We start from the raw sequence: 13,101 nt of genomic DNA on the forward strand, positions 1-13,101 counted from the left end.
ACCATCATGCCAACCCGGGCGGCCGGACGGGTCAGTGCGCGGGGCGTTCGTCGATGACCTGGCGGAGCTTTCCGGTCCGGGGGTTGGTGACGAGCTCGGCCCGCGGCACCCACTCGACCCGCAGCGGGTGGATCGCGCCGATCGCGGCCTCGGAGACGTAGGCGGGCCGGGCGTCGAGGACGGCGCGGCGCAGGGTCTCGGTGAGTTCGGCGGGCGGCGGGGACTGGGTGGTGTGACCGAGGCGGATGATCAGGCCGTCGCGGTTCTCCCAGCGGCGCTGGACGAGTTGCATGCCGGTGATGTGGTGCCCGGGGTCGTGGGCGAGCAGCACGTCGCGGACGTCCTCGGTGGGCATGCTGACGATGCCGACCCGGGCGCCCTCGGTGGAGCGGCCGAGCAGCCGGAAGGTGCGGCGGTCGGAGTCCGTCCACTCGGCCCGGTCGCCCGCCGGGTAGCGCAGGATCGGCACCAGGGTGCGGAACAGGTTGGTGACCACCACCCGCCCGGGAACGCCGGGTTCGGTGATCGGCTCGCCGGTGGCGTCGTCGACGAGTTCGACCACCGTCCGGTTGGGGAAGGCCCGGTGGACCCGCAGGTCGTCCCCGGCGGGCACCGGTCCGGCGACCAGTCCGGCGTCCACCGAGGCGTAGCCGATCGAGGAGAGCGCGGCGTTCGGGAAGGCCGAACGCAGCAGCGGACGCAGGTCGTTGAACAGGATGTCGCCGCCGAACAGGATCAACTCGACCTGCGGGGCGGGCCGTTCCTGCTTGAGCAGCGTCTCGGCGACGGCCGACAGCTTCATCGGCTCGCCCGCCAGCACGTCCACCCCGAAGGAGTGCACCAGGTCGGCCACGTACTCGTCGGGCGCGGTGGCCACCGGCAGCCGGACGTTGTCGATCGGCGCGTGGTGCAGCGCGCCCTCGATGAACAGGAAACCGCTGTAGAACTCGCCGGCCCGGAACAGGTTGGCGACCTTCTGCCCGGGCCGGAGCCCGGCGTCGACCAGCCCGGCGCCGAACGCGCTGACCGAGTCGAAGTGTTCGGAGCGGGTCCACGGCGAGAACTTGGGCGCGCCGGTGGTGCCGCCGGACTTGTAGACGGCGGCGTCGGTCAGCGGGCCGGTCAGCAGCCGGTTGTCCGGCCAGCGGTTGGCCGACCAGAACGCGACGTGGTCGATGAGGGGCAGCTGGGTGAGCGAGGTGACGACGGCGGGTACGTCGCGGTACAGCTCGGCGTAGAACGGCGAGTTGCGCCGGGCGTGGTCGACGAGCGCGTGAAGCGGCAGTGCGGGCACGGTGGTTGCTCCTCAGGGCAGGGGGTTCAGGCCGATCCAGTCGCGGGCGAGCCGCTGCACGGCGCCGCCGTCGCGGTCGGCGAGCTTGGCGTCCAGGTAGGCCGCGGCCCACGGACCGGTGGGGATCCGGAACGGCGGCCGCTCCTCGGCCAGCGCGCGCAGCACCGCGGCGGCGACCTCCGCGGCGGGCTGCCCGGCGCCGGCCCAGTGCGCGCCGATCCGGGCGCCGTACGCGGCGAAGGTGTCCGCGTACGGGCCCGAAGCGGCCTGCACGGTACGGCGGTCGACGTCCGGGAAGATCCCGAACCGGGTGTCCGGGACGTAGCCGGGCACCAGCACCGAGACCCGCACGCCGTGCGCGGCGGCGACCGGGGCGAGCGACTCCATGAAGCCCTCGACGGCGAACTTCGCCGCGCAGTACGCCTCGTTGAAGGGCTGGCCGACCACGCCGTGCACGCTGCCGATGGTCAGCAGCCGCCCGCCGGAGGCCCGCAGCAGCGGCATCGCGGCGCGCGAGACGGCGACCGTGCCGAAGAAGTTGACCTCCAGGTTGGCGCGCAGCGCCTTCGCGGTGGACATCTCCAGGGTCGGGTCGGAGTTGGAGATCCCGGCGTTGTTGACCAGCGCGTCGAGCCGGTCGATCCCGGCGAAGCAGGCCGCCACCGAGTCCTCGTCGGTGACGTCCAGCCGCCGCACCTCGGCCGCCGGCGCGGCCGCCCGCAGCGCGTCGGCCCGGCCCGGGTCGCGGACGGTGGCGAGCACCTCCCAGCCGGCCCGGCTCGCGGCGGCCGCGGTGGCCAGCCCGATGCCGGAGGAGCAGCCGGTGACCAGCAGTCGCTGACGCTCCGTCATTTCCTGGCCTCCGCGGGTTCGGTGGCGCCGTCGGCGGGCGCGGTCGGCTCGGGGAAGAGGTCCACGGCCTTCGGCAGGTCGGCGTCCATCCGGGGCTGCACGCCGAGCGCGGGCAGGAAGGAGCAGGCGGCCAGTAGGGTGCCGCCGACCATGGTCCAGCGGGCCGCGTCCAGGACGCCGAGCGGGCCGGTGAGCAGCGAGACGGCGAGGCCGCCGGCCAGCGCGGCGAGCGGGATCACGCCCCAGGTGGCGGTGCGGAACGCGGCGTGCATGACGCCCTGGTGCTGCGCGGACATCCGGGACTGCCGGGCGGGCGCCGAGCACACGTTGATGCAGGACATGAAGAAGCCGTAAGCGCCCATGGTGACGGCGATGACCGGACCGGCGGGCAGCGTCGGCGCGGCCAGGATCCCCAGGCCCACCAGGCAGTGCAGCAGCAGCGCCCAGGCCATGGTCCGGCCGATGCCCAGGCGTTCGCCGATCCGCGGGGCGACCAGCGCGCCCAGCAGCGCGCCGACCGCGCCCGCGGACATCGCGGCGCCGTACACGCCGACGTTGACGCCCAGGCCCCGGTAGGCGAGCACCGGCAGCACGGTGACGAACACCGGGCCGCCGGAGTTGAGGGTGACGGCCGCCAGCACCACCCGGCGCAGCACCGGGTCCTGCCAGTTGAGCCGGAAGCCGAGGGTGAGCCGCTGCCACACCGACCCCTGGGCGACGGTGGGCCGCCCCCAGGGCCGCATCCAGCGGAAGCAGGCCGCCGAGACCAGGTAGCTGGCCGCGTCCACCAGCAGCGAGGCCGCGCCGAGCGCCCCGTACAGGGCGGCGGCGATCGACGGCCCGGAGACCTCGGCGACCGAGCCGCTGCCCTCCAGCCGGGAGTAGGCGCGCACCAGGTGCGGCTGCTCGACCACGGCCGGGACGGCCACCAGGTAGCCGACGTTGAAGAAGATGGTCGCCCCGGAGACCGCCGCGACGCAGCAGAACAGCAGCGGCGTGGAGAGCAGGTCCAGCCAGTACGCGGCCGGGATCACCGCGACCGCCACCAGCCGCACCAGGTCGCAGGCGATCAGGGTGCGCCGCTTGTCCCAGCGGTCGACCAGGACGCCCGCCACCGGGCCGAGCAGCGGGATGCCCAGGTACTGGGCCATCGCGACGACGCCGACCTGCAGCGCCGAGGCGTGCAGCACGAAGATCATCAGGGTCGGGACGACGAACACCGTCACCCGGTCGCCGACGTTGGAGACCGACTTGCCGAACCAGAACAGGTTGAAGCCCCGGCCCAGCTGCTCGGGCCTGCGCAGTTTCACGGCCCCTCGGCTCACAGTTCCTCCCGGACGGCGAACCCGGCGGTCTTCCCGGTCCGGTCGTTGCTGATCAGCGCGTCCACCACCCGGACCCGCACGTGCTCCGGGTCGTGGACGAAGGCGGTGCTCAGGGTGAAGGTCTCGGCCAGCAGCGCGCGGCGCAGGGAGTCCGGATCGGGCAGCGCGCCGAGCACCAGGACGTCCACCGACTCCGCCCGGCCGCCCCGCTCGGTGACCAGCACCTGGGCCCGGCTGACGCCCGGCTCGCGTTCGACCCGGGCCAGCAGTTCGTCCACGTGCAGGCCCAGGCCGCGCACCTGCACCACGTTGTCCCGGCGGCCCAGCACCCGCATCGCCGGGCCCGGCCGCCCGCACGGGCAGGGCACCAACTCGCCCGCGTCGCCGGTGCGGTAGCGCAGCACCGGGTTGAGCATGGCCGGGTCGAGCGAGGTGAAGTCCAGCAGCCCGCCGTCACCGACGTGCACCAGCTGGTGCGGGAACGGGTGGAAGGTGTCGGCCGGGCAGTCGGGGGAGTTGGCGCCCACCACCCAGGTCTCGGTGGAGCCGAACATGCCGTGCCGGCGGGCCTTCGGCGCGACCGCCGCCAGGTCCTCCTCCAACTGCGGCTGCCACGCCTCGCCCAGCCACAACACCTTGCGCAGCGAGGGGAGTTCGATCCCGGCGGCGCGGGCGTGCGCGAACCACAGCCGCAGCACGCTCGGGGTGCCGCCGATCGCGGTGACCTTCCGGTCGGCCAGGAAGGCCAGCCACTGCGGGTACTCCTCGGCGGTCACCGAGCCGAGCGCGATCACCCGGCAGCCGGACAGGTCGGCCAGGCCCGCCGCCAGGAAGTGCGCGCCCCACATCCGGCCCGCGCCCCAGGCGTTGACGAACACGTCGTCCCGCTCCAGCGGCTGCCAGTGCTCGAACACCTTCGCCATGTAGAACCCGGTCGGCGCGTAGCCGACCTTCGGCGCCCCCGTCGAACCGCCGCTCTGGAACAGCCAGGTCGCGCCGTGCTCGGCGGCCGGCTCCAGGTGCGCCAGCGCGGTGTTCAGGTCGTCCTTGGCCAGCGGCGGCAGCGCGGCCAGCTCCGCCAGCGTGCCGGGCGGCGCGGCGGCCGCGTACCGCTCGCCGAACTCCGGTACGCCGCGCAGCAGTTCGAGCGTCCGACGGGCCACCGCCAGGCCCTCGGCGGCCGCCGCCTCGGTGAGCGAGAAGGTCGTACGAGTGGTCATCGCCGCACGCCCCCGTCCGCCAGGAAGGCCGCGTGCGCGTCCCGGTAGGCGGCGAACCGGGCCCGGGTGACCGCGCGTTGCACCGGGCGGCCGGGGTCCTCCAGGTCCGGGGCGATCACCCCGTCCGGCTCCAGCTCGGAGAACCAGAACCGCTCGCCGTCGTGCAGGAAGTCCACGCAGAAGAACGGGATCGGCAGCTTCTTCGCGAAGTAGGCCGTGACGTCCACGAGTTCGGGCGGTACGGGACAGAACTCCATCGACCCGCCGCGGCTCGCGTTGGCCACCGGCGAGCCCGCCTCCGGTGTGCGCCGCAGCGCCGCGTACGGCTGCCCGTCGATCACGTACACCCGGTAGTCGACCGTGCCGTCCCCCAGGTACGGCTGCGCCACCAGCACGGTGTCGCCGCCCTGCGCCAGGCTGGCCAGGCCGCGCACGTCCTCCCGGGAGCGGGCCAGGCAGATCCCGCCGCCGCCGCACCAGCCGGACGGTTTCACGATCGCCGGGAAGGTCAGCCCGTCCAGCGCCGCCTCGTACTGGTGCTTGGAGACGTCCCGCCCGGAGCCGATCCGCACCGACGGGACGGGCGGCACCGGCGAGTCGGCCAGGAACAGCACCGTCGCCAGCTTGTCGTTGCCCAGCAGCGACACCTGCGCCGGGAACGGCAGGTAGAACCCGGCCTGCTCCAGCACGGTGCACAGGGTCAGCTGGTTGAACACGTCCATCGACTGGTACGGCAGCGAGTACAGCGCCGTGATGAACAGTGTGTCCTGCGGCGTCACCCGCTCGCCGTCCACGTACACCCGCGGCCGGGCCGGGTCGGTGCCGTCCACCGTCACCGCCTCCGGGGCGTGCATCGTCCAGGACAGGCCCAGTTCGGCGGCGATCTCCGCGTACATGTCCCAGAAGTAGTGCTTCCACATCGCGCCCGACCGGCTGGACTCCCGGTCCGGGAAGATCCAGCACATCCGGCGCAGCGGCGCCCGCTGCTCGCTCATTCGCCCTCCTCCAGCTCGCTCATCTCGAACTCCCCGCCCCGGGAAGCCCGTTCGACGCGTTCGGCCCACCAGGCCCGCCCCTCCGGCGGCAGGGTGTCCACCGGGTCCACGTACGGGTGCCGGCGGCCCAGCCCGTCCGGGTCGAACGACCCGGCGCCGCCGCGCAGTTCGAGCCCGGTGCGGTAGTTCTTGGTCCACCACGAGACGCCGCGGACCCGGTCGTAGCCGACCGCCTGGTGCACCCAGCGCTTGCCGACGTGCGGCACGTCGGCGACCAGCCGGGGCGTGGCGTAACCCGGCAGGTAGCCGAGGATCGCCTCCTGGAGGCGCTGCGCGGCGGCCAGCGGCAGCCGCCAGTGCTCGGCGTTCGGGACGACGTCGCACAGGTAGAAGTAGTACGGCAGGACGTTGGCCTCGCCCTGCAGCGCGAAGCACAGGTCGAGCAGCGCCCGGGGGCTGTCGTTCACGCCGCGCATCAGCACGCCCTGGTTGCGCACGTCCCGCACGCCCGCGTCCAGCAGGGCCCGGGCCGCCTCGGCGACCAGCGGGGTGACGGACGCCGCGTGGTTGGCGTGGGTGTGCACCGCCAGGTTGACCGAGCGCCGGGCGGCCAGCCGGGCCACCCGCTCCACCCCGGCCAGCACCTTCGGCTGCAGCCAGTGCTGCGGCAGCCCGACCACCGACTTGCTGGCCAGCCGGACGTCCCGCACCGAGCCCAGTTCCAGCAGCCGCAGCAGGAAGGACTCCAGCCGGGGCCACGGCACGTTCGCCAGGTCGCCGCCGGAGACCACCACGTCCCGCACCGACGGGGTGCGCTTGAGGTAGTCGAGCATCTGCTCCTCGCGGTCCGCCGGGCGCAGCACCAGCCGGGTCTTGGCGACCTGCGGGGTGGAGCGGCCGACCAGGTCCATCCGGGTGCAGTGCCCGCAGTACTGCGGGCAGGTGGCCAGCAGTTCGGCCAGCACCTTGGTCGGGTAGCGGTGGGTCAGCCCCTCCACCACCCACATCTGCGCCTCGTGCAGCGAGTCCCGGGCCGCCAGCGGGTGGCTGGGCCAGGACGGGTGCCGGTCGGTGCGCACCGGCAGCATGTAGCGCCGCACCGGATCGGCCAGGAACGCCTCGGTGAACGCGGTCGGCTCCAGCGCGGCGCCGACCGCCATGGTGTTCAGCATGTGCGGCGGGACCAGCACCGACATGGTCGCGAACTCCCGCTGGTCGGCCGCCAGTTCGTCGTAGAACCGGTCGGTCAGCAGCGGTCCGAACACCTGCCGCAGCTGCCGCTCGCCCTGCACGCAGTGCGCCCGCTGCCACTGGGCGTCGCGCCACTGCGCGGCCGTCACCTGCCGCCAGCCCGGCAGCCGCCGCCAGTCCGGTTCCACCAGTGGCCGCCGCAGGTACTGGTAGGGCTGTGCTCCGCCGTCCATCAGGAGGCCGAAGCGGTGAGCAACCGAGCGTGCCGGGTGCGCAGTTCCCGCTTGAGCACCTTGCCGGTCGGACCGAGCGGGAAGTCCCCGTCGGTGCGGGCCACCCGCAGTGCGGCCAGCTCGGCCAGTCCGGCCCGGGAGAGTTCGGCGTTGGCGGCCTTCAACAGCCCTTCCTCGTCCAGCACTTCGGCGCTCTCCTGGAGCTGGACGACGGCGACCGGCCGCTGTCCGCCGTCCGGGTGCGGCACGCCCACCACCGAGCAGTCGCGCACCAGTTCGGCGCAGTCGGCGAGCAGCACCTCCTCCAGCGGCAGGCTGTACACCGGCCCGTCCAGGGTGTCGATCACGTCCACCGTCCGGTCCAGGTGGAAGAACCGGCCCTCGGCGTCCCGGTAGGCCACGTCGCCGGTCAGCCAGTACCCGGACAGCCGGAAACTCGCCGTCAGCCGCTCGTCGTTCCAGTACCCGGGGGTGATCGAGGGCGCCCGCACCGCCAGCAACCCCACCGTCCCGTCCGGGACTTCGACGCCGTCCTGGTCCAGTACGACGGCGTCCTCCACCACCTCGGACGGCTTGCCCACGCAGCGGTCCGCGCGCTCCGTCTCCGGCGAGGTGACCTGCCCGAACAGCGCCATGCCCATCTCGGAGGAGCCCAGCCCGTCCACGAACTGCGAGCCGGGGAGCGCCGGTTGCCCGGCCTTCTCCTGCGGCAGCAGCCACGGCCTGATCAACCCGGCCGGGCGCTCACCCAGTCGCACCAGCCGCCGGACGTGCCCGTAGTGCGCGCTGTCGCCGGTGTTGAACCAGGAGTGCACCCGGGCCGCGCCCGCCACCGGCAGCTCGCCGGTCGCCAACTCGACGAAGGTGCGCGGGAAGGAGGCCACCATGGTCGGCTGGAACGCCTCCATCACCGGCTCCACCACCGCGCGCCGCCAGCCCGCCATCACCACCGTCGGCAGGCCCAGCAGCGTGGCGGTCAGGAAATAGCTCAGGCCGCCCGCGTGGGTGTGCGGCATCAGCGACATCAACCGGTCCGCCGGCTCGGCCGGGAAGCGGGTCATCCGCGGCTGCTTGCCCTCCCAGAACTGCCGGTGCGCCAGGACCGTCGACTTCGGGGTGCCGGTCGTCCCGGAGGAGTGGATCAGCGCCACCACGTCCTCGGCCGCGTGCTGGTACGGGTACTGCTCCGGCAGCGCCGCCGCGGCCGGGTCGGACGCCTGCACCTCGGCGGTCAGCGCCAGGAACCGGGGCCGGCGCTGCGGATCCTGCCGGTACGCCGCGGCCAGCCGGGTGGTGTCGTCCGCGACCACCCCGACCACGCCGACGTGGTTCAGGTAGCGCACCATGACGTCCGGCCGCATCGCGTCGTTGACCAGCGCCGGGACGGCGCCCAGCGCGGTCAGCGCGAAGAAGTGCAGCAGTGGCTCCAGGCCCTCCGCCACCACCACGCCCACCGGCTCGCCCGGCCGCACGCCCATCGCGTGGTACCAGGCCGCGTACCGGTCGCGCAGCGCCACCAGGTCCAGCAGGCTGTGGCCGACCAGCACCACCTGCCCGCGGTGGTCCAGCCGGTGGGAGAAGGCGTACGGCACCGCCCGGTTCGGGTTCGCCCCGGCCGCCCGGTCGAGGAAGTTGCCCGCACCGAGGGTCGGATCGCTCGCGAACCGCTCCCGGACGGGCAGCGGGGCGAGGGGGGTCTGGTCGCTCATGGCGCTCTCCAAGCAGGACTCGTCGCCGGGGCCGCCCTCGGGGGGCGCGCGCCGGTCAGGGAAAGGTCCGAACTAGCTTGATCAGGTAGCTAATTGATGCTGTGTCAGCTGTTCAGGAGTTCGGCGGCCGCCCGGTGGCCGGAGCGGACGGCGCCCTCCAGCAGGCCGAAGAACTCGGTGCTGGTCTCGGTGCCCGCGAAGCGCACCCGGCCGTGCGGGGCGGTCAGCGCCGGGCCGAGCGCCGACCAGTCGCCCGGGCCGAACAGGGCCGCGTAACAGCCCCTGCTCCACGGCTCGTTGACCCAGTCGGTCAGGTGGAAGCCGACCGGCTCGGGCAGCATCGGGAACAGCCGCCGGGCCTGCGCGAACGCCGCCTCCCGCTGCTCGGCGGCCGGCAGGGCGGCGTAGCGGTGCGCCTCCGCGCCGGTGACGAAGCCGGTCAGCACCCCGGGCGAGCCCTCCGGCGGCGTGTCGTCCACCGTGGACAGCAGCGGGCCGGCCGCGTTCACCGACCAGCCGGACAGGCCGTGCGCCCGCCACACCGGCTCCGGGAACACCAGGTTCACCTTTACCGCGCAGCCCCGCCCGGTCCGCGCCCCGGCCCGCCGCGCCGGCAGCTCGGGTCGGTACCCGATCGCGTCCGCCAGCAGCGGCGGCACCGCCACCACGGCCGCCTCGGCCCGGTAACTCCCGTCCGGCGTACGGACGGTGACCGCCCCGCCGGACTCCTCCACCGACAGCACCGGCTCGGCGGTGCGCAGCACCCCGTCCGCCGCCAGCAGCCGCCGGGCCAGCCGCTCGCACAGCCGGTGCGCGCCGCCCGCCACCCGGTCCTGCTGGGCGCCGCCCGCGAAGGCGTTCAGGTAGCGCAGGCCGCCGCCCGAGCGCAGGTAGAACGCCATGTGCAGGACGGACACCTTCGCCGGGTCGGCCGCCATCATCTCGCCCAGGAACAGCGGGAAGAACAACCGGGCGTCCGGGTGGAGGAGTTCGCGCTCCGCCCAGTCGGCGGCGGTCAGCGCGTCCAGCCGCTCGGCGTCCGGCGTCAGCCAGGGCGCGTCCGGGCGGACGGCCGCCGCCAGCTCCTCCAGCCGCTCGAACAGGTCGCCCAGGGCCACCGCGCTCAGCGGCGGGAAGCGGCCCTCGACGGTCACCGCGCACCCGTCCCCGCCGTTCTCGGTGCCCAGGGCGAACCTGGCGGCGCCCGCCATGTCCGTCGGCGCGGTCTTCAGGTCGCAGGCGGCCAGCAGGGCGTGCAGTGCGGTGTGCCGGTCGCCCAGGTAGGCGGCGCCCGCGTCGATCCACCGCCCCGGCGCGACCTCGACGCCCCGGGCCCGCCCGCCGACCCGCTCCCGGGCCTCCAGCACCGTCACCCGCACGCCGCGCTCCGCCAGCTCCACGGCGGCGGTCAGCCCGGCCAGGCCCGCGCCGACCACCACCACCGAGCGCGGCGCACCGGCGGGGGAGGGGGAGCCCGCGGGGAGTGCAGCCGCGCTCACCGGGTGGCCGGGACGGCCGTGGCGGAGCCGACGCGGGCGGCGAGGCCCGCCGGGGTCGGGTCGGCGAGAAACTCCTCGAAGGTCAGCTCGACGCCGTGGGCGCGCGCCACCGCGCTCAGCACCCGGGTGGCGACCAGGGAGTCCCCGCCCAGCAGGAAGAAGTTCCCGTCGGCGGGCACCTCCGGCAGCTCCAGGACGCGGCGGAACACCGCGGTCAGCGAGTCGAGCAGCGGATCGGCGTCCAGCAGTGGATCGGTGTTCAGGGGGGCGGGGGTGACGGCGGGCGTGTCGAGGCTCATCGGGGTCTCCTTCGACCGGTGCGGGGTGCGCGTGGTCCGGTGGTGCCAGCGGGTGCGTGGTGCGCTGTGCGGAGGTGCGGGGGGTGCGCGAGGTGGTGCGCGGGTGGTGCGGTCACCGGAGTGGACTGGTCATCGGTTCCGGTGGGGGAAAAGGGGGATCAGGACAGCTGTGCGCGTCCGGTGCTGCCGTGCAGGCGGTGCGAGGCGGCGCGGTCGATCTTGCCGCCGGGGGTGCGGGCCAGGTCCGGGACGACGGTCAGCCGGCTCGGGACGAGGTGGTCGGGCAGTGACTCCCGCAGGTGGCGCAGGAGTTCCTCGGCGCTCGGGGGCGCCTCCCCGTCGCCGCGGGGGCGCGGGACGACGTACGCGACCAGCGCGGTGCGGCCCGCCAGGGTGGTGGCGGTGACCGCCGACAGGCCCACCCGGGGGTGGCTGCCGAGCGCGGTCTCCACCTCGGCCGGGTCGACCCGGATGCCGCGGACCTTCACCTCGTGGTCGATCCGGCCGCGGTGGGTCAGCACCCCGTCCGGGCCCCGGGAGACCCGGTCGCCGGTGCGGAACCAGCGCCGGCCGGACCGTTCGGCGAAGCGGGTGGCGGTGGCCTCCGGCAGGCCGGGGTAGCCGGTCGCCAGGGCGGGGCCGCCGATCAGCAACTCGCCCTCGTCGGTGAGCAGTTCCTCGACGTGCGGCAGGGCGCGGCCGATCGGCGCGCGCTCCTCCCGCCCCCAGCGGCGGCCCGGCTCCGGGGTGTCGGGGCCGAGCAGGTCCACCGCGTGGGTGATCAGGGTGGTCTCGGTGCAGCCGTAGGTGTTCAGCAGCCGGATCCGGCCGCTGTCCGCCAGCCGGCTCCAGTCCGCCAGCCGGGCCGGGTCGGCGGCCTCGCCACCGATCACCACCAGCCGCAGGCAGGACGGCAGTTGGGCGTCCGGGCCGTCCTCGGCGAGGTGCAGCACCAGTTCGTGCCAGAACGCGGTGGGCAGGTCCAGCACGGTGACGCCGCGCCGTTCCACCGCCCGCAGCAGCCGGGGGAAGGAGGCCGAGTGCGCCTCCGGGTCGAACACCAGCCGGGCCCCGGCGGTCAGCGCGGGCAGGATCTCCTCGAAACAGGTGTCCCAGTTCAGCGAGGCGAACTGGAGCACCCGGTCCTCGGGCGTCACCCCGAACAGCCCGCGCAGCGAGCCCGTCACCGCCGACACCGCCCGGCGCGGGGTCAGCACCGGCTTGGGCTGCCCGGTCGAGCCGGAGGTGAACAGCAGGTACGCCGGATCCTCCGGGGCGGCGGCCACGCTCGGCCGCAACTCCCCTTCTCCAGCTGCCGGTTCGACGTGCGGCAGGCCGAGCAGCGCGGCCTGTCCGGCCGCGCCGACCAGGGCGGTGCAGCCTGCGGCGGCCACCATCCGGCGCTGCCGCTCCACCGGGAAGGCCGGATCCACCGGGACGTACGTGCCGCCCGCCGCGAGGATCCCGAGCAGGGCGACGACGGTCCGCGGAGCGTGCTCCGCGGACACCGCGACCGGGCCCGGTCGGTCACCCAGCGCAGCCGCCAACCTGCTGACGGAGAAAGAGAGTTGACGGTAGTCGAGCGTGTCCCCGGGAGAATCGACCGCGACCCGTCCGGGCCACCGGAGAGCGGTTCGTGCGAACGCGTCGAACAGGTCGGAACCCGGTCCGTTGACGCCGCCGTTCTTTGACATGCCCGCTCCAAGAAAATGCCCAGAGGCGCCCGTCCGTGCTTCGGCGAACCGGGACTCTACCTCCAGCGATCCGGCCCCACAATGGCTGCCGGACGGAATATCCGGGCCGCCCGGGATCGCCCCGCGAACCCCTTCGGGCCGCGACTTGATCACGTTCAGTCATCGGACGGAAGCGGCCGCCACCGCCCGGGCCGCCCGGCCCCGATGCCGCCACGGCCGCCGCCGCGCCATCCGGCTGACGGTGCGTCAGCGAATCGACCGCACGCTGCGAAAACGGGAGGGAAAGGAGGACGGAAGCGGATCCGGGCGATAACCGACCCCGCCGATCAAGCACGCTTGGTGGACGAACCGACTTTTCCCGGCCGAATCCCGGCCGCCGCATTCCCCGGACCGGAACCGGCCCCCCGAAACAATCCGGTTCGCCGGAAACCCCCCACCCCCGGAGCCCGCCGCTCCACTCCCGCCCGGCACCGCCCGCCACCGCCCACCGCCCCTCCGCCACCCCGGGCGGTGACGGGGCGTGAGCACCCGCCCGGAACGCGGCCGCCCTGGCCCGCTCCCGGCCCGCTTCCGGCCGCCCGAACGGGTTCACGGCCTGCGGCCTGCTGGGGCCGGACCGGCGGGCACCGGCTCCCGCGCCCGGGGCTGCCTGCGCACCGGCCAGGTCCTCGGCGCGGCCCTCGCCCGCCTCGGCCCGCTCCGGCGGTGGCCGGGTCCTGTGCCGCCCCGGTGGTGGCCGGGTCCTGTGCCGCTCCGGCGGTGGCCGGGTCCTGTGCCGCCCCGGTGGTGG

General features: G+C 74.6%; 10 protein-coding genes. All 10 read right to left on the minus strand.

All coding sequences use genetic code 11. The features are described from left to right. Positions 1–31: 31 nt before the first annotated feature. The gene (locus ACWEO5_RS15000; RefSeq protein WP_452162798.1) at positions 32–1,294 is read right to left on the minus strand and encodes a phenylacetate--CoA ligase family protein; all 1,263 of its coding nucleotides are present in this window, start codon (positions 1,292–1,294) and stop codon (positions 32–34) included. 12 nt (positions 1,295–1,306) lie between these two features. Beyond that, positions 1,307–2,146, minus strand: a complete 840-nt coding sequence (locus ACWEO5_RS15005) for an SDR family NAD(P)-dependent oxidoreductase (protein WP_452162799.1) — start codon at positions 2,144–2,146, stop codon at positions 1,307–1,309. After that, a complete protein-coding gene (locus ACWEO5_RS15010; RefSeq protein ID WP_452162800.1) occupies positions 2,143–3,456 on the minus strand; it encodes an MFS transporter in 1,314 nt (437 codons plus the stop codon). Before ACWEO5_RS15010 ends, ACWEO5_RS15005 begins: the two co-directional genes overlap by 4 nt. A gap of 11 nt (positions 3,457–3,467) precedes the next feature. Continuing rightward, the gene (locus ACWEO5_RS15015) at positions 3,468–4,691 is read right to left on the minus strand and encodes a phenylacetate--CoA ligase family protein (RefSeq protein ID WP_452162801.1); all 1,224 of its coding nucleotides are present in this window, start codon (positions 4,689–4,691) and stop codon (positions 3,468–3,470) included. After that, positions 4,688–5,686, minus strand: a complete 999-nt coding sequence (locus ACWEO5_RS15020; RefSeq protein WP_452162802.1) for an ATP-grasp domain-containing protein — start codon at positions 5,684–5,686, stop codon at positions 4,688–4,690. Before ACWEO5_RS15020 ends, ACWEO5_RS15015 begins: the two co-directional genes overlap by 4 nt. Continuing rightward, positions 5,683–7,110 carry a KamA family radical SAM protein gene (locus tag ACWEO5_RS15025; protein WP_452162803.1) on the minus strand — a complete coding sequence of 476 codons (1,428 nt, stop codon included), beginning with the start codon at positions 7,108–7,110 and terminating at the stop codon, positions 5,683–5,685. The genes ACWEO5_RS15020 and ACWEO5_RS15025 overlap by 4 nt, the downstream gene beginning before the upstream one ends. Next, a complete protein-coding gene (locus ACWEO5_RS15030; protein WP_452162804.1) occupies positions 7,110–8,819 on the minus strand; it encodes a class I adenylate-forming enzyme family protein in 1,710 nt (569 codons plus the stop codon). Before ACWEO5_RS15030 ends, ACWEO5_RS15025 begins: the two co-directional genes overlap by 1 nt. Before the next feature lie 104 nt (positions 8,820–8,923). Continuing rightward, entirely contained in the window at positions 8,924–10,318 is a 1,395-nt protein-coding gene (locus tag ACWEO5_RS15035; RefSeq protein WP_452162805.1) for a flavin monoamine oxidase family protein, read from the minus strand. Next, positions 10,315–10,617 (minus strand): phosphopantetheine-binding protein, encoded by a 303-nt coding sequence (locus tag ACWEO5_RS15040; RefSeq protein ID WP_452162806.1) that lies wholly within the window; start codon positions 10,615–10,617, stop codon positions 10,315–10,317. Before ACWEO5_RS15040 ends, ACWEO5_RS15035 begins: the two co-directional genes overlap by 4 nt. A gap of 158 nt (positions 10,618–10,775) precedes the next feature. Continuing rightward, positions 10,776–12,311 (minus strand): amino acid adenylation domain-containing protein, encoded by a 1,536-nt coding sequence (locus tag ACWEO5_RS15045; protein WP_452162807.1) that lies wholly within the window; start codon positions 12,309–12,311, stop codon positions 10,776–10,778. Positions 12,312–13,101 lie beyond the last annotated feature (790 nt).

The organism is Kitasatospora sp. NPDC004272 (assembly GCF_053603035.1).

What these genes read in the sequence shown, in the direction of transcription:
- ACWEO5_RS15005 (WP_452162799.1), bottom strand. Translation starts at nt 2,146, where the DNA reads ATGACGGAGCGTCAGCGACTGCTGGTCACCGGCTGCTCCTCCGGCATC.
- ACWEO5_RS15015 (WP_452162801.1), bottom strand. Translation starts at nt 4,691, where the DNA reads ATGACCACTCGTACGACCTTCTCGCTCACCGAGGCGGCGGCCGCCGAG.
- ACWEO5_RS15020 (WP_452162802.1), bottom strand. Translation starts at nt 5,686, where the DNA reads ATGAGCGAGCAGCGGGCGCCGCTGCGCCGGATGTGCTGGATCTTCCCG.
- ACWEO5_RS15025 (WP_452162803.1), bottom strand. Translation starts at nt 7,110, where the DNA reads ATGGACGGCGGAGCACAGCCCTACCAGTACCTGCGGCGGCCACTGGTG.
- ACWEO5_RS15030 (WP_452162804.1), bottom strand. Translation starts at nt 8,819, where the DNA reads ATGAGCGACCAGACCCCCCTCGCCCCGCTGCCCGTCCGGGAGCGGTTC.
- ACWEO5_RS15040 (WP_452162806.1), bottom strand. Translation starts at nt 10,617, where the DNA reads ATGAGCCTCGACACGCCCGCCGTCACCCCCGCCCCCCTGAACACCGAT.
- ACWEO5_RS15045 (WP_452162807.1), bottom strand. Translation starts at nt 12,311, where the DNA reads ATGTCAAAGAACGGCGGCGTCAACGGACCGGGTTCCGACCTGTTCGAC.